This is a genomic window from Citrobacter sp. Cm038, from assembly GCF_030333105.1.
In the GTDB taxonomy this organism is placed as follows: domain Bacteria; phylum Pseudomonadota; class Gammaproteobacteria; order Enterobacterales; family Enterobacteriaceae; genus Citrobacter; species Citrobacter murliniae.
This window is the reverse complement of the sequence record NZ_JAOWGO010000025.1, coordinates 1-17067: the sequence shown is the minus strand read 5'-3', so window position 1 is coordinate 17067 and position 17067 is coordinate 1. Positions and strand designations below refer to the sequence as shown.

Below are 17067 nucleotides of genomic sequence, written 5' to 3'. Positions count from 1 at the left end.
ACACAACTTACACGTATACATTTTAATTACAAATTTAACAATTAGTTAAATGGTAATGGAGTATACGATGGTTGATGTTCTGGTGATTGGCGGCGGCAATGCCGCATTATGTGCCGCCTTAACCGCCCGGGAGCAAGGGGCTTCTGTATTACTGCTCGAAGCAGCCCCCCGAGAATGGCGCGGAGGGAATTCCCAACACACGCGTAATTTACGCTGTATGCATGATGCCCCACAGGATGTCCTGGTGGAGAGCTATCCAGAAGAGGAGTTCTGGCAGGATCTCTGGCGTGTAACTGAAGGAAATACCAACGAAGCACTGGCGCGGTTGGTGATACGTACCTCTTCGCAATGTCGCGACTGGATGCGCCAGCACGGCGTTAATTTTCAACCCCCTCTTTCCGGTGCTTTGCATGTGGCGCGCACTAACGCCTTCTTTATGGGCGGCGGAAAAGCTCTCGTGAATGCCTATTATCGCAGCGCAGAAAAGCTGGGCGTGCAAATTCGCTATAACACACCGATCCAGGCGCTAGAACTGCATAATGGCGAGTTCGTAGCGGCACTGGCAGGCAAAGAGCGCATTGTGGCTAAGTCCTGCGTGCTTGCCGCCGGGGGGTTTGAATCTAACCGCGAATGGCTGCGGGAGGCGTGGGGCAAGAATGCCCGCGGCGAGTGGCCTGCGGATAACTTTCTTATTCGCGGCACACGCTTTAACCAGGGCGTACTGCTTAAATTTATGATCGATGCCGGGGCGGACATTGTCGGCGATCCCTCCCAGTCACACTGCGTGGCGATTGACGCCAGAGCACCATTATACGATGGCGGAATTTGCACCCGTGTGGACTGTGTCTCGCTGGGCATAGTGGTAAATCGTGATGCTGAACGTTTTTATGATGAAGGCGAAGATTTCTGGCCAAAACGTTACGCTATCTGGGGACGGCTGGTTGCCCATCAGCCCGGACAAATTGGCTACTCCATTATCGACAGTAAAGCGATCGGCCACTTCATGCCTCCGGTCTTTCCTGGCGCACAGGCCAATACGCTGACAGAGCTTGCTCGCCAGTTGGGACTGGATGTCGAACGCTTTACCCACACCATCATGCAGTACAACAGCGCCTGCCTGCCTGGGCAATTCGATCACACCACGCTGGATAACTGCGCAACACAAGGTCTGACACCGGCGAAAACACACTGGGCACGACCATTAGATACGCCACCTTACTATGGCTATGCCTTACGCCCGGGGATCACCTTCACCTATCTGGGGCTGAAAGTGGACGAACATGCCGCAGTACACTTTGCCGGACAGCCAAGCCGCAACCTGTTCGTTGCCGGAGAGATGATGGCGGGCAACGTGCTGGGTAAAGGCTATACCGCTGGTGTAGGAATGTCTATCGGCACAACTTTTGGCTGTATTGCCGGAAAAGAGGCCGCCCTGGCTGCACAAAAGGAGGCTCATCATGAAGCAGCTTGAGAAATTGATCATTGAAGCGCAAATTCTCACCGAGCCGGAAGCAGAGGTTGAACGTGTGATGCAGGTCTGTAATGCCTGCCGCTATTGCGAAGGTTTTTGCGCAGTTTTTCCGGCGATGACTCAGCGCCTGGAATTTGGTAAAGCGGATATAAACTATCTGGCAAACTTGTGCCATAACTGTGGTGCTTGTCTGCACTCCTGCCAATATGCTCCGCCCCATGAATTTGCTCTCAATGTACCGAAAGCGATGGCGGAAGTACGGCTGGAAACCTATCAGCACTACGCCCAACCCGCGGCCTTTGGCGCGCTTTATCATCGGGCAGGCGTAACCACGACGCTGTCGCTGGTTTTCGGCCTTATCGTGTTTCTGCTCCTCGCCATGGGTTTAAAGGGTTCATTATTCCATCCTCCACTGGCCGGGGATTTCTATCAAATTTTTCCGCATAACCTGCTGGCATGGATGTTTGGCTCTGTTTTTATCCTGGCAATAGGTTTGCTTATGGCAGGCGTGATCCGCTTCTGGCGAGAGATCTCCCCGGGTATGCCGCGTTCCGCGGAAATTGCTGAAGCCTCACACAATGCGCTGACGTTGAAATATCTCGACGGTGGGCACGGCAAAGGTTGTAACGAAGCGGATGATGCCTTCACTCTGATGCGTCGCCGTTTCCATCACTTCACCTTCTACGGTTTTATGCTCTGCTTTGCCGCCACCATCGTAGCGACGGGCTATCACTACTTCGCAGGTATAGAAGCACCCTACCCGTTCTTTAGTCTTCCAGTGATCCTTGGCACCTTGGGCGGTATTGGTTTAGTTGTAGGCCCTGCTGGCTTGTTATGGCTGAATCTTAAGCGCTCACCGCTACATGGTGACGCGCGGCAAAAACCAATGGATCGCGGTTTTATTTTGCTGCTGCTACTGACCAGCCTGACTGGTTTAGCGTTGCTGGCAGGTAGAGACACCTCCTGGATGGCTATTCTGCTGGCCATTCATCTCGGCGTGGTCATGGCACTCTTTCTGACCATTCCTTACGGAAAATTTGCCCACGGATTTTACCGCTGCGCTTCCTTACTCAAGTGGGCAATAGAAAGACAGCGCGGAAAACAGGCGGGAGTCGCAGGCGACTAACCCACACACTCTTACCTCTATAAAAACAAGATAAAGACAATGGAGAGCAAACCCAATGACACAACAACCATCGCGCGCTGGTACTTTCGGCGCAATACTGCGGGTAACCAGCGGTAATTTCCTCGAACAGTTCGACTTTTTTCTGTTCGGTTTTTACGCCACCTATATTGCAAAAACGTTCTTTCCCGCAGAGAGTGAATTTGCTGGCCTGATGTTGACCTTTGCCGTTTTCGGTTCGGGCTTCTTAATGCGACCTGTTGGTGCAATTGTACTGGGAGCTTACATAGACAGAATTGGTCGCCGTAAAGGGCTGATGGTGACGCTCGCGATTATGGGTTGCGGTACCCTGCTAATTGCCCTGGTTCCCGGCTATCAAAGTATCGGTCTGTTGGCCCCTGCGCTGGTATTACTGGGACGATTATTACAGGGATTCTCTGCTGGTGTGGAGTTAGGAGGCGTCTCTGTTTATCTTTCTGAAATTGCCACACCGGGGAATAAAGGCTTCTACACCAGTTGGCAGTCTGCCAGTCAACAGGTTGCCATTGTGGTGGCGGCTCTGATTGGTTACGGTCTGAACGCCACGCTGGCGCACGATGAGATCTCTGAATGGGGATGGCGCATTCCATTTTTTATTGGTTGCATGATTATTCCTTTGATTTTCGTTCTCCGCCGCTCGCTTCAGGAGACTGACGCATTTTTACAACGCACGCACCGTCCCGACACCAGGGAAATTTTCACCACTATCATCAAAAACTGGCGTCTCATCACAGCGGGTACGCTGCTGGTGGCAATGACCACTACCACATTTTACTTTATCACCGTTTATACCCCGACCTACGGCAGAGCCGTGCTACACCTCAGCGCCCGCGACAGCCTTATTGTCACCATGCTGGTCGGTATTTCTAACTTTATCTGGCTGCCAATTGGAGGTGCAATTTCAGACCGAATTGGCCGTCGTCCGGTGCTGATGGGTATTACCGTGCTCGCATTGATCACCACCTGGCCTGTAATGCACTGGCTGACTGCCGCGCCAGATTTCACCCGTATGACGTTGGTACTGCTTTGGTTCTCGTTCTTTTTTGGCATGTACAACGGGGCAATGGTTGCAGCGCTCACTGAGGTGATGCCTGTTTATGTACGTACAGTGGGTTTTTCACTGGCTTTCAGTCTTGCCACTGCTATTTTTGGCGGTCTGACGCCAGTAATATCAACAGCGTTGGTTCAGTTAACAGGAGATAAAAGTTCACCTGGATGGTGGCTGATGTGTGCAGCACTTTGTGGGCTCTCCGCCACGGCAATGCTGTTTGTCCGTTTAAGTCGAAATTATCAACCGGCAGACAATAAACTCTGAGAATGCAGACGGGCGGAGAAATATCTCCGCCCGTTTTGTTCGAACCGCGTTTTATTTTGCCGAGTTCTTGCTGCGAATTTCCTGCCAGACCTTGTCACAATCGGCAGAGACAGCCTGATCGTTGCCCGTGCGCGTAGCCTGAATACACTGCTGGTAATCCAGCACGCGAACACTTTCTTCATTGGCAAACTGCTGGTGCTGCTTTTCTTTCTTCAGCACGTTTAACACGCTTTGGCAGGCCTCTATTTTCTCCGGTGAGCCCTGCGCGGTATTAATGCATGCGCTGTAGGCTTCTTTAAGACGGCTATCTTCTTTCGGTGCCGGTGATTGTGCACAGGCCACCAGCCCCGATGCCATAACGGTGATGAGTATCAATTTTTTCATAGCACACTCCTCAACAATGCGGCAGGCACCAGGCCCGCCGCTGTTGGCATTAGAAGATGGTGAACGGAGCAATAACGATGAACTTCACGTCACGCTCATCCTGGAAGATGTTGCCGTAACCACCACCCCAGCTCGGAATGTTTGAATGGTTGTCGTACTCGGTGAAGTGCAGTTTAAACATAGTGCCCTTCGCACGACCGTCCTGCAGGGTGTAGACCGCATCCAGGCTGTAAGATGATTCTTCGATAGTACGATTTTTGTCGTAGTACGCATCCGGGTTGATCTGCCAGGTAGATGGCTTGGCATCCCATGCGTAAACGTATGATGCACCCACAGCCCAGCCAGGCAGGTTCCAGTTCTTCAGGTCGTACATCGCACCGAAGAAGACGGCCTTTTCACCGTTGGCGTTGAAGTCAGAACGGTTATCCCACCAGATATCCAGACGACCGTTTGAAGACGCATACGTCGGGGTCATACGCTGCAGGAAGTAACCTTGCTGCCCGTCTGCTTTAACCCAGGTTCCTTCCAGTCGCAGATCAACCACTTCCGCCACTTTGTAGCCGAAGGTCAGCGCCTGCAGCCAGGCTGTACCGTCATAAATGTTGCTAGCGGTGCGGTCATCAACCTTGTCACGCGCACCATAGAACTGATAGCTGGTAGTAAACGGATTGCCGCCTAAATCAAATTTGTAACTGGCTTTCGCGAAGTATTGATCAACATAGCCTTCGGACTGACCAAATGCCGCTTCAAGCAACAGGTTATTTTTGAAATCATATTTAGCGCCGATGGAATGGAGGTAATCAACTTTAGTCTTTTTATCGGCCTGATAGAATTTATCGACTTCGGTGTGCCACGGAGCTTTATACTCGTTTGCCCACATATAGGAGAAGCTCAACGCGCCAGCATCGCCGTAGTCAAAGTTGGCACCAGCTTCAGCACCCTGATAGGTCCCTGGCATAAAGCTCCAGTGCGGAGCCAGCAGAGTCTGCCCGGTAGGTTGAATATAACCGGCGCGCGCCCAGGTCGGGCCAAACTTAAATTTCGCCGCCGCTTTATACAGACTTATTCCGCTCTTATCGCCGGAATAATCTTCGTCATAGCCTTTATTTTTTTTCGAGAATGCAATTTCGTTTGGATGCCCGCTGTCGCCATTTTCCGCCATTTCAATTGCGGTAAAAGCAGCCACATCAAGGCCGAACATATCGGCCACATAACCGGACTGGAAATCGAGGTTAGCGTTCCAGGTGGCGTGAGAAAGGTTGGTTTTGTATTTGTCGTCATCGGTAACATCTTTACGGTCACGCTCACGCTGCCAGTAATAGATGCCGCCAGTCAGTGTTGAATCATCAAAAAAACCTTCGGCTTGCGCCTGGGGAACGACAACCAAACCCGACATTGCTGTAATACCGGCGATAGCCAGCGCCAGCGTACTACGTTTGCCACTAAACGTACGCATATGTTAATCCTCTTTGACGTATAAAATGCTGCCGACTAAAAGCGAACAGCGAAAAAACAAAAATTAAAAAAGTAGCGCTGAGAAAACCTCATTGACTACAATGGATAGACTATTTTTCGCGACGCGAATTATCAATCTCTTTTTGTAACCATTATGTAAGAACATGAGCAACCGCACATATTTCATTGCTTTCTGTTACATTTTCATCGAGAAATAAAAAAGCGTTGAAAAAATGAAAAAATGCTTGTTTTCCATGAAGATGAAATCGGTTTCAGCCCAGAGAAGCTCTTCACTCAAGGTTTTGATTCAAAAATAAGAAATGGAAAAATTCATTCCTGAATAATAATTATTTTGCTCCGCAAACAGAGTTGTTACGTGTTTTCTGGCAAAAAAAACGCCGCAGAATGCGGCGTTTGAAAGGATGTATTGCTGCGGTTTATTCGCCCGCTTTCGCCCACGTATCACGCAGACCAACGGTACGGTTAAATACCAGCTTGTCCGCTGTTGCGTAGCGGCTGTCGAGGCAGAAGTAACCTTCACGTTCAAACTGGAACGCTTTGCTCGCAACTGCGGACTTCAGCGACGGCTCGCCGTAACCCTGTTTGATAACCAGTGACTCAGGATTAATGACGGACAGGAAGTCGTCCGCGGCGCCTGGGTTTGGTACGCTAAACAAACGGTCATACAGGCGGATTTCAATCGGCAGCGCATGTGCAGCGCTAACCCAATGAATAACGCCTTTTACTTTACGCCCATCAGCCGGATCTTTGCTCAGCGTATCAGCATCATAGGTGCAGAAAATAGTGGTGATATTACCTTCTGCATCTTTCTCTACACGCTCGGCTTTAACAACATAAGCATTACGCAGACGGACTTCTTTGCCCATTACCAGACGCTTGTACTGCTTGTTAGCTTCTTCGCGGAAGTCAGCACGATCGATCCAGATTTCACCGCTGAACGGCACTTCACGGCTGCCCATTTCCGGTTTATTCGGATGGTTCGGCATGGTAACCAGTTCGCTTTCACCCTGCGGATAGTTTTCGATAACCAGTTTCACTGGATCAATAACTGCCATCGCGCGCGGAGCGTTTTCGTTCAGATCTTCACGAATACAGGATTCCAGAGAGGCTATCTCAATGGTGTTGTCCTGCTTGGTCACGCCGATGCGTTTGCAGAACTCACGGATAGCAGCGGCCGTGTAACCACGACGACGCAAACCAGAGATAGTCGGCATACGCGGATCGTCCCAGCCTTCAACATGCTTGTCGGTAACCAGCAGGTTCAGCTTACGCTTGGACATCACGGTGTATTCCAGATTCAGGCGCGAGAATTCGTACTGGCGCGGATGAACCGGAATAGTGATGTTATCCAGCACCCAGTCATACAGACGACGGTTGTCCTGGAATTCCAGCGTACACAGTGAATGCGTGATACCTTCCAGCGCATCGCTGATGCAGTGGGTAAAGTCGTACATCGGATAGATGCACCACTTGTTACCGGTCTGATGATGCTCGGCAAACTTAATGCGGTACAGCACCGGATCGCGCATAACGATAAACGGTGAGGCCATGTCGATTTTCGCACGCAGGCAGGCTTTACCTTCTTCAAAGCCACCGGTACGCATTTTTTCGAACAGTTCAAGGTTCTCTTCGACGCTACGATCGCGGAACGGACTGTTTTTGCCCGGCTGGGTCAGCGTACCGCGGTATTCACGGATTTCGTCAGCAGACAGTTCGTCGACGTACGCCAAACCTTTGTTGATAAGCTCTACCGCATAAGCGTGCAGTTGATCGAAGTAATCCGAAGAGTAGCGAATATCGCCAGTCCAGTGAAAACCTAACCATTCAACGTCATTTTTAATCGATTCAACGTACTCGATGTCTTCTTTAACCGGGTTCGTATCATCAAAACGCAGGTTGCACTGGCCCTGGTAGTCTTGCGCAATACCAAAGTTCAGACAGATGGATTTCGCGTGGCCAATGTGCAGATAGCCATTTGGCTCCGGCGGAAAACGGGTATGGATAGTGGTGTGCTTACCACTGGCCAGATCTTCATCGATGATCTGACGAATAAAGTTACTCGGGCGGGCTTCAGCCTCACTCATCGTGGATTCCTCAAAGCGTAAACAACGTATAACGGCGTATGATCTTATAACCCGGACAGACTGACAACCCTTAGTTACGCAAAATACGTATCAGACAGGCATTATGGGGGCAATTGCTGCAAAAAAAGCGGCGGAGGATAATCCCCCGCCGCTTAAATATCGCGTGTTAGTTGTCGGATCGCGGCGCTTTGCGCCTTATCCGGCTACAGCGATTATTTACTTTTAATTTCGTACAGTGGCGTTTGACCTGCAACCACATGACCTTCGGCCTTGATCACCAGACCACCGAAATCATCGCTGTTGCTGCAAACAACCGGGCTAATCATTGAACGTGCATTGGCGTTCAGATACTCCAGATCCATTTCCAGAATAGGTTGACCTGCAGTAACTTCCGCACCTTCTTCAACCAGACGTTTAAAGCCCTTGCCTTCCAGCGCGACGGTATCGATACCCATATGGACAACGATTTCCGCGCCTTTTTCTGTTTCCAGACAGAACGCATGGTTGGTGTTAAAGATCTTCACGATGGTGCCTGCTGCCGGGGAAACAACGATTTTATCCGTCGGTTTCACTGCCACGCCGTCACCTACCGCTTTGCTGGCGAAAGCTTCATCAGGAACTTGCTCCAGAGCAACCACATCACCGGTAATCGGAGAAACCAGTGCTTCGACAGTTACCGCATTCGCGACCGCCTGCGGTTTGACAACCGGAGCCGCTGCTGCTGGTGCACTTTCACCAGACGCTGCTGCAACCGGACCACGGGCCACAACTTTCTTCATCTCGTCGCCGATGGATTCTGCTTTCGCACCCACGATGACCTGGATAGTTTGCTTGTTCAGTTTCACCACACCGGATGCGCCTAAACGTTTACACATTGCATCGTTGACGCGACCAGAGTCGACAACGGTCAGACGCAGACGAGTGATACAGGCGTCAATCGCTTTCAGGTTATCCGTACCGCCAACCGCAGCAATGTAGTTGGTGGCCAGTTGCGCTAAACCTTCTTCGGTATTGCTGTTTGCTTCGTCAGTAACAATTTCGTCTTCTTTATCTTCGCGGCCCGGCGTTTTCAGGTTAAACATGCGAATAACCGCGCTGAACAACACAAAGTAGATGACGAAGAACACCAGCCCCATCGCTACCAGCATCCAGACGTTCTGGCTTGCTGCCGGCAAGTTGTACATCAACACGTAGTCGATAGCACCTGCGGAGAAGGAGAAGCCCGCGTGGATCCCCAGCAGCGTTGCAACGAACAGGCTGATACCCGTTAACAGTGCGTGCAGGAGGTACAGCAATGGTGCCAGGAACATGAACAGGAATTCCAGCGGCTCGGTAACACCGGTCAGGAACGCAGTGATCGCCACAGACAGCAGCATACCGCCAACCATCGGACGACGTGCTTTCGGTGCTGCAAAGTACATCGCCAGCGCCGCACCCGGCAGACCAAACATCATGATCGGGAAGAAGCCAGACATGAACATACCCGCAGTGCCGTCGCCCGCATAGAAGCGGTTGATGTCACCGTGGAATACTGCGCCTGCCGCATTGGTGAATTCACCAATCTGGAACCAGGCAATGGTGTTCAGAACCTGATGCAGACCGGTTGGGATCAGCAGACGGTTGATGAAACCAAAGATACCGGAACCCAGCGCGCCAGCGCCCACGATCCACTCACCACCTGCATGGATAGCGTTCTGCACCGGCGGCCACACGTAGCCGAAGATAGCAGCCAGCACCAGGCAAAAGAAACCGGTGGCGATTGGCACAAAGCGTTTACCGCCGAAGAAGCTCAGGAAGTCAGGCAGTTTGATACCAGACCAGCGGTTATACACCGCACCACCGACCAGACCGGTAATAATACCTGCCAGCACGCCCATGTTGATCGCCGGGTTGATGGTAACCATTGCTTTGGTCAATATGAAATAACCGACCGCACCTGCCAACGCTGCAGCACCTGCGCTGTCTTTTGACCAGCTGGATGCCACACCGATGGCAAATATTAACGCGAGGTTATCAAAGATGGCCCCACCCGCTTGCGCGATGAAGGGTACGTTAAGCAAATCTGGTTGGCCAAATCGCAGCAACAGTGCCGCGACAGGCAGCACAGCGATGGGGAGCTGTAACGCCCTACCCAGCCGCTGGAAAAAACCTAAAATATTCATTTTATTCCCCCTACGAGACCCCGATTAGGCTCCTTTGAAGCCATATTTTTATTGTGCGACCATTACCAACAACAAGATTTTCTGGAACAACGATATTAACCATTCATCTACATTCAGAGTGTGTGAAAAATTAATTCGTATCGCAAATTAAAAGCATGTTTTTTGTGATTTCAGTCACCAAATATCGTTATAAACCCTCCCTTTCACTGGCTAACTACGAAAACTTATTTTATCATTCAAAAAATCGAAACGGATTGATCCTTACCGATGCAAAACCAGGTTACGCTTAATACAGCACAGCGACTCAATCCGCCAATTGCTTACATTTACTTTTGAGGTGAAGAATGAGACTGATCCCCCTGAATACCGCTGAACAAGTCGGCAAATGGGCTGCTCGCCATATCGTTAACCGTATTAACGCGTTTAAACCAACGGCAGATCGTCCGTTTGTTCTGGGCCTGCCAACTGGTGGTACACCGCTGACAGCCTATAAAGCATTAGTCGAAATGCACAAAGCGGGCCAGGTGAGCTTCAAACATGTTGTCACTTTCAACATGGACGAATATGTAGGTTTGCCGAAAGAGCATCCGGAAAGCTACCACAGCTTCATGCACCGTAACTTCTTTGATCATGTTGATATTCCAGCAGAAAATATTAACCTCCTCAATGGTAACGCGCCGGATATTGATGCAGAATGCCGTCAGTATGAAGAAAAAATCCGTTCTTACGGTAAAATCCATCTGTTTATGGGTGGCGTAGGCAACGACGGACATATCGCGTTCAACGAACCTGCCTCTTCTTTGGCTTCCCGCACACGTATCAAAACGCTGACTCATGACACTCGCGTAGCTAACTCACGCTTCTTTGATGGCGACGTAAGCCAGGTGCCTAAATATGCGCTGACCGTAGGTGTTGGCACCCTGTTGGATGCTGAAGAAGTGATGATCCTGGTGCTGGGCCATCAAAAAGCACAGGCGCTGCAAGCAGCCGTTGAAGGTAACGTCAACCATATGTGGACCATCAGTTGCCTGCAGTTGCATCCGAAAGCCGTCGTTGTCTGCGATGAGCCTTCAACAATGGAACTGAAAGTGAAAACGCTGAAATACTTCAACGAGTTAGAAGCGGAAAATATTAAAGGTCTGTAATGGTATCTCCGCCCTGCCGAAAAAGTTGCAGGGCGGCATTTTTTGAAATCGGGGGTCGGAATGTATGCTTTAACCCAGGGCCGGATTTTTACCGGTCACGAAATTCTTGATGACCATGCGATTGTTGTCGCTGATGGCCTGATAGCCAGCGTCTGCCCACTGACGGAATTACCGTCCGGGATTGAACAACGCTCACTGAATGGGGCCATTATTTCCCCCGGTTTTATTGATGTGCAGTTAAACGGCTGCGGCGGCGTACAGTTTAACGATACGGCAGAAGCCGTCACCGTTGAGACGCTGGAAATCATGCAGAAAGCCAATGAAAAATCAGGCTGCACTAACTACCTGCCCACGCTAATTACCACCAGCGATGACCTGATGAAACAAGGTGTTCGCGTAATGCGCGAATACCTGGCGAAACACCCCAACCAGGCATTAGGACTTCACCTTGAAGGTCCGTGGCTGAACCTGGTGAAAAAAGGTACCCATAATCCGGGTTTTGTCCGTCAGCCTGACGCTGCGCTGGTCGATTTCCTGTGCGATAATGCGGACGTCATCACCAAAGTGACGCTGGCACCAGAAATGGTCCCAACCGAAGTGATAACAAAGCTGGTAAATGCAGGTATTGTCGTTTCAGCAGGCCACTCTAACGCAACGGTAAAAGAAGCCAAAATTGGATTCCGTGCGGGTATCACCTTTGCAACGCACCTGTTCAACGCGATGCCTTATATTACTGGCCGCGAACCAGGTCTGGCAGGCGCAATACTTGATGAGGCCGATATTTATTGCGGTATCATCGCCGACGGTCTGCATGTTGACTACGTTAATATTCGTAACGCCAAGCGCCTGAAAGGTGACAAACTGTGCCTGGTGACCGACGCAACCGCCCCGGCAGGTGCAAATATTGAACAGTTCATTTTCGCTGGTAAAACAATATACTACCGCAATGGACTGTGTGTGGATGAGAACGGCACGCTGAGCGGCTCTTCGTTAACCATGATCGAAGGCGTACGTAATCTGGTTGAACATTGCGGTATTGCACTGGATGAAGTCCTGCGCATGGCGACTCTCTACCCTGCTCGCGCAATCGGCGTCGACAAACAACTCGGCAGCATCGCGCCAGGCAAAGTAGCCAACCTGACCGCGTTCACGCACGACTTTAAAATTATCAAGACCATCGTTAATGGCAACGAGGTCGTTACTGAGTAAGAGAAAGAATGACACCAGGCGGACAAGCTCAAATAGGTAATGTTGATCTCGTAAAACAGCTTAACAGCGCGGCAGTTTATCGCCTGATTGACCAGCATGGGCCAATCTCGCGAATTCAGATTGCCGAGCAGAGCCAACTTGCCCCCGCCAGCGTAACAAAAATTACGCGTCAACTGATTGAACGCGGGCTGATCAAAGAGGTTGATCAGCAGGCCTCCACTGGAGGCCGCCGCGCTATTTCTATCGTCACCGAAACCCGCAATTTCCACGCTATCGGCGTACGCCTGGGCCGCCACGACACCACGCTCACACTCTATGATATGAGCAGCAAAGTGGTCGCAGAAGAGCATTATCCTCTTCCCGAGCGCACACAGGAAACGCTGGAGTATGCGCTGCTCAATACGATTTCCACCTTTATTGATAGCTGCCAGCGGAAAATCCGTGAACTGATTGCTATCTCTGTCATTCTGCCAGGGCTGGTTGATCCCGAAAGCGGCGTTATCCGCTACATGCCGCATATTCAGGTTGAAAACTGGGGGTTGGTCGAAGCGCTGGAGAAACGTTTTCAGGTAACCTGCTTTGTCGGCCACGACATTCGCAGTCTGGCGCTTGCCGAGCACTATTTTGGGGCAAGTCAGGATTGCGAAGACTCCATTCTGGTGCGCGTCCATCGCGGGACCGGGGCTGGGATCATCTCAAATGGCCGAATTTTCATTGGTCGCAACGGCAACGTCGGTGAAATTGGTCATATTCAGGTTGAGCCGCTGGGTGAACGCTGCCACTGCGGGAATTTTGGCTGTCTGGAAACTATTGCAGCTAACGCATCCATTGAGCATCGCGTACAAAACTTACTCAAGCAAGGCTATCCGAGTCGACTGACGCTGGATGATTGCAACATTAAAACCATCTGTAAGGCTGCGAATAAAGGCGATAACCTGGCGTCGGAAGTCATTGAGCACGTTGGTCGCCATCTGGGTAAAACCATCGCTATCGCCATTAACCTGTTTAACCCGCAAAAAATCGTCATTGCCGGTGAGATTACTGAGGCAGATAAAGTGCTGCTTCCGGCAATAGAAAGCTGCATTAATACCCAGGCGTTGAAGGCGTTTCGCCACAATCTGCCCGTGGTTCGCTCCACGCTGGACCACCGCTCAGCCATTGGCGCATTTGCGCTGGTGAAACGCGCTATGCTCAACGGTTCGTTGCTGCAACGTTTGCTGGAAAATTAATGCTCTCATAGAATATTGGGTTACTATCAGACTCCTGACAAATTCCCTGGGTAGTTCATGACCATCAAGAATGTAATTTGTGATATCGACGGCGTGCTGATGCACGACAATGTTGCCGTACCGGGTGCGGCAGAGTTTCTGACCGGCATCCTAGAAAAAGGTTTGCCGTTAGTCCTGCTGACTAACTACCCTTCTCAGACCGGGCAGGATCTGGCGAACCGCTTCGCCACGGCGGGTGTGAATGTCCCCGATAGCGTCTTTTATACTTCCGCCATGGCCACTGCCGATTTTCTGCGTCGCCAGGAAGGGAAAAAAGCCTACGTCGTGGGTGAAGGCGCGCTGATCCACGAACTGTATAAAGCCGGCTTTACCATTACCGATGTTAACCCCGACTTCGTGATTGTCGGCGAGACGCGCTCCTACAACTGGGACATGATGCATAAAGCGGCATATTTTGTTGCCAATGGCGCGCGCTTTATCGCGACCAACCCGGATACCCATGGCCGCGGTTTTTATCCCGCCTGTGGTGCGCTCTGCGCCGGTATCGAAAAGATCTCCGGGCGTAAACCATTTTATGTCGGCAAACCCAGCCCATGGATTATTCGCGCGGCACTCAACAAAATGCAGGCGCACTCCGAAGAGACCGTTATTGTCGGTGACAACCTGCGTACAGATATTCTGGCAGGCTTCCAGGCTGGCCTTGAAACCATCCTGGTGTTGTCTGGCGTATCCACGCTTGACGATATCGACAGCATGCCGTTCCGACCAAGCTGGATCTACCCTTCCGTTGCCGAGATAGATGTTATCTAAGCACTTCTGTGCCGGAGATCAGCGTAAACGCGCCATCCGGCACACAAAATCACTCCATTCAATAAAACTGCCGATTTACTGATAATTCATCAATAAATACGCTTATTACGTAATCTTTTTTCACCATTCAATAATCATCATTGAGTTTTTTACTTTCAGCATGCCAAACTTCTTGCGCCCCCACCGCCTTTGCGGCATTTTCTTAATCAAGCAAACACAAAAAGCATCACGCAACAGGTTAACGGAGAAGGTTATGTGTTCTATTTTTGGCGTATTCGATATTAAAACAGACGCAGTTGAGCTGCGTAAAAAAGCCCTGGAATTGTCCCGTCTGATGCGTCATCGTGGCCCGGACTGGTCGGGTATTTACGCCAGTGATAACGCCATTCTGGCACATGAGCGTTTGTCGATTGTCGACGTCAACGCAGGTGCTCAGCCGCTGTACAACATGAAAAAAACACATATTCTGGCGGTGAACGGTGAAATCTATAACCACCAGGCGTTACGCGCTGAATACGGCGACCGCTACCAGTTCCAGACCGGTTCTGACTGTGAAGTTATCCTCGCGCTGTATCAGGAAAAAGGGCCAGAATTCCTCGACTCCCTGCAGGGTATGTTTGCCTTTGCGCTGTACGACAGCGAACAAGACGCCTACCTGATTGGCCGCGATCATCTCGGGATCATCCCGTTGTATATGGGCTATGACGAACACGGTAACTTCTATGTTGCCTCAGAAATGAAAGCGCTGGTTCCGGTGTGCCGCACGATTAAAGAATTCCCGGCCGGTAGCTATCTGTGGAGCAAAGATGGCGAAATTCGTCAATACTACCAGCGCGACTGGTTTGAATACGATGCGGTAAAAGACAATGTGACGGATAAAAACGAACTGCGTCAGGCGCTGGAAGACGCCGTCAAAAGCCATCTGATGTCAGATGTCCCTTACGGTGTACTGCTGTCCGGCGGACTGGACTCCTCCGTTATTTCTGCCATCACCAAAAAATACGCGGCGCGTCGTGTTGAAGATCAGGAACGCAGCGAAGCCTGGTGGCCTCAGTTGCACTCCTTCGCTGTGGGTCTGGAAGGCGCACCAGACTTGAAAGCCGCGCAAGAAGTGGCGAACCACTTAGGCACCGTGCATCACGAGATCCACTTCACCGTGCAGGAAGGTTTGGATGCGATCCGCGACGTCATCTATCACATCGAAACCTACGATGTAACAACAATTCGCGCCTCAACGCCGATGTACCTGATGTCTCGTAAAATTAAAGCGATGGGCATTAAAATGGTGCTGTCGGGTGAAGGTTCAGACGAAGTCTTTGGCGGCTATCTCTACTTCCATAAAGCGCCAGACGCGAAAGAGCTGCATGAAGAAACCGTGCGTAAACTACAAGCGCTGCATATGTTTGACTGTGCTCGTGCCAACAAAGCGATGTCTGCCTGGGGTGTCGAAGCCCGCGTTCCCTTCCTGGATAAAAAATTCCTCGATGTGGCGATGCGCATCAACCCGCAGGATAAAATGTGTGGCAACGGGAAAATGGAAAAACATGTCCTGCGCGAATGCTTTGAATCTTACCTGCCAGCCAGCGTGGCGTGGCGTCAGAAAGAGCAGTTCTCTGACGGCGTCGGTTACAGCTGGATTGACACGCTGAAAGAAGTGGCAGCAGAGCAAGTTTCCGACCAGCAACTGGAAACCGCCAGCTTCCGCTTCCCGTATAACACGCCATCATCGAAAGAGGCGTACTTGTACCGTGAGATTTTCGAAGAACTGTTCCCGGTAGCAAGCGCTGCTGAATGCGTGCCTGGCGGCCCGTCTGTCGCCTGTTCTTCAGCAAAAGCAATTGAATGGGATGAAGCGTTCAAAACCATGAACGATCCATCAGGCCGTGCAGTTGGTGTGCATCAGTCAGCTTATAAGTAAGCAAATCATCAGAAAAGAGCCCTACGGGGCTCTTTTTTTATGTCGATTTAACGTGCGGAAAAACAATTAATAACTAATAATTGCCGAATATTGCGTCATGCTGTTCGCAACCTAACCAAACAGTCACATTCCAGCTATTTTCCATGAAAAAGGGGTTGACGCTTCAAAGCTCAATACGCATAATGCGCCCCGCAACGCCGATAAGGTAACGCGAAAAAAAGATGGCTACGTAGCTCAGCTGGTTAGAGCACATCACTCATAATGATGGGGTCACAGGTTCGAATCCCGTCGTAGCCACCATCTTTTTTGCGGGAGTGGCGAAATTGGTAGACGCACCAGATTTAGGTTCTGGCGCCGCAAGGTGTGCGAGTTCAAGTCTCGCCTCCCGCACCATTCACCCGTAAGCGTTGCACGGATGGGGTATCGCCAAGCGGTAAGGCACCGGTTTTTGATACCGGCATTCCCTGGTTCGAATCCAGGTACCCCAGCCATTTTTTCTTCGATATAGCGGTTCACCGCGACGGTCATTGGGGTATCGCCAAGCGGTAAGGCACCGGTTTTTGATACCGGCATTCCCTGGTTCGAATCCAGGTACCCCAGCCATCGAAGAATATGATAATATATGGCTACGTAGCTCAGCTGGTTAGAGCACATCACTCATAATGATGGGGTCACAGGTTCGAATCCCGTCGTAGCCACCAT

At 50.8% G+C, this 17067-nt stretch carries 12 protein-coding genes and 5 tRNA genes; 13 read left to right on the top strand and 4 right to left on the bottom strand.

All coding sequences use genetic code 11. From position 1 onward, the window contains the following. The first annotated feature begins 67 nt into the window (after positions 1 to 67). Genes tcuA through OGY01_RS19585 form a run of 3 tightly spaced genes read left to right on the top strand, consistent with a single transcriptional unit; the run spans position 68 to position 3948 of the window. The gene (tcuA, locus tag OGY01_RS19595) at positions 68 to 1471 is read left to right on the top strand and encodes an FAD-dependent tricarballylate dehydrogenase TcuA (RefSeq protein WP_286493549.1); all 1404 of its coding nucleotides are present in this window, start codon (positions 68 to 70) and stop codon (positions 1469 to 1471) included. Beyond that, positions 1458 to 2597, top strand: coding sequence for a tricarballylate utilization 4Fe-4S protein TcuB (gene tcuB / locus OGY01_RS19590; protein ID WP_286493548.1), 1140 nt, complete (start codon positions 1458 to 1460; stop codon positions 2595 to 2597). The genes tcuA and tcuB overlap by 14 nt, the downstream gene beginning before the upstream one ends. A 55-nt stretch (positions 2598 to 2652) precedes the next feature. Further along, positions 2653 to 3948: an MFS transporter gene (locus OGY01_RS19585; RefSeq protein WP_045441064.1), complete on the top strand. Its 1296-nt coding sequence runs from the start codon at positions 2653 to 2655 to the stop codon at positions 3946 to 3948. A 51-nt stretch (positions 3949 to 3999) separates the two neighbouring features. On the opposite strand, the gene OGY01_RS19580 is transcribed toward OGY01_RS19585, so the two are convergent. The 4 genes from OGY01_RS19580 to nagE all read right to left on the bottom strand — a co-directional run bounded on the left by OGY01_RS19580 (position 4000) and on the right by nagE (position 10054). Next, a complete protein-coding gene (locus tag OGY01_RS19580) occupies positions 4000 to 4332 on the bottom strand; it encodes a ChiQ/YbfN family lipoprotein (RefSeq protein WP_045441063.1) in 333 nt (110 codons plus the stop codon). Between the two features lie 49 nt (positions 4333 to 4381). Further along, positions 4382 to 5788 (bottom strand): chitoporin ChiP, encoded by a 1407-nt coding sequence (gene chiP, locus OGY01_RS19575; protein ID WP_045441062.1) that lies wholly within the window; start codon positions 5786 to 5788, stop codon positions 4382 to 4384. A gap of 436 nt (positions 5789 to 6224) precedes the next feature. Further along, positions 6225 to 7892, bottom strand: coding sequence for a glutamine--tRNA ligase (gene glnS / locus OGY01_RS19570; protein WP_045441061.1), 1668 nt, complete (start codon positions 7890 to 7892; stop codon positions 6225 to 6227). A 212-nt stretch (positions 7893 to 8104) separates the two neighbouring features. After that, the gene (gene nagE, locus OGY01_RS19565) at positions 8105 to 10054 is read right to left on the bottom strand and encodes a PTS N-acetyl glucosamine transporter subunit IIABC (RefSeq protein WP_045441060.1); all 1950 of its coding nucleotides are present in this window, start codon (positions 10052 to 10054) and stop codon (positions 8105 to 8107) included. Positions 10055 to 10398: 344 nt separating this feature from the next. Here nagE and nagB point away from each other — a divergent pair, with 344 nt between their 5' ends. From nagB to OGY01_RS19515, 10 genes are all read left to right on the top strand, one after another. Next, on the top strand, positions 10399 to 11199 hold the full coding sequence (nagB, locus tag OGY01_RS19560) for a glucosamine-6-phosphate deaminase (RefSeq protein WP_003022803.1): 801 nt from the start codon (positions 10399 to 10401) through the stop codon (positions 11197 to 11199). Between the two features lie 60 nt (positions 11200 to 11259). After that, entirely contained in the window at positions 11260 to 12408 is a 1149-nt protein-coding gene (nagA, locus tag OGY01_RS19555; protein ID WP_045441059.1) for an N-acetylglucosamine-6-phosphate deacetylase, read from the top strand. Positions 12409 to 12416: 8 nt separating this feature from the next. Then, on the top strand, positions 12417 to 13637 hold the full coding sequence (gene nagC, locus OGY01_RS19550) for a DNA-binding transcriptional regulator NagC (RefSeq protein WP_048221855.1): 1221 nt from the start codon (positions 12417 to 12419) through the stop codon (positions 13635 to 13637). A 57-nt stretch (positions 13638 to 13694) separates the two neighbouring features. Next, positions 13695 to 14447, top strand: coding sequence for a ribonucleotide monophosphatase NagD (gene nagD, locus OGY01_RS19545; RefSeq protein WP_038638796.1), 753 nt, complete (start codon positions 13695 to 13697; stop codon positions 14445 to 14447). Positions 14448 to 14700: 253 nt separating this feature from the next. Beyond that, positions 14701 to 16365 carry an asparagine synthase B gene (gene asnB / locus OGY01_RS19540; protein ID WP_045441057.1) on the top strand — a complete coding sequence of 555 codons (1665 nt, stop codon included), beginning with the start codon at positions 14701 to 14703 and terminating at the stop codon, positions 16363 to 16365. Positions 16366 to 16588: 223 nt separating this feature from the next. Continuing rightward, a tRNA-Met gene (locus tag OGY01_RS19535) sits at positions 16589 to 16665 on the top strand. Between the two features lie 8 nt (positions 16666 to 16673). Next, positions 16674 to 16758 (top strand) — tRNA-Leu (locus tag OGY01_RS19530). 23 nt (positions 16759 to 16781) lie between these two features. Then, a tRNA-Gln gene (locus tag OGY01_RS19525) sits at positions 16782 to 16856 on the top strand. Between the two features lie 37 nt (positions 16857 to 16893). Next, positions 16894 to 16968, top strand: a tRNA-Gln gene (locus tag OGY01_RS19520). Positions 16969 to 16989: 21 nt separating this feature from the next. Then, a tRNA-Met gene (locus OGY01_RS19515) sits at positions 16990 to 17066 on the top strand. The last annotated feature ends 1 nt before the right edge of the window (position 17067 follow it).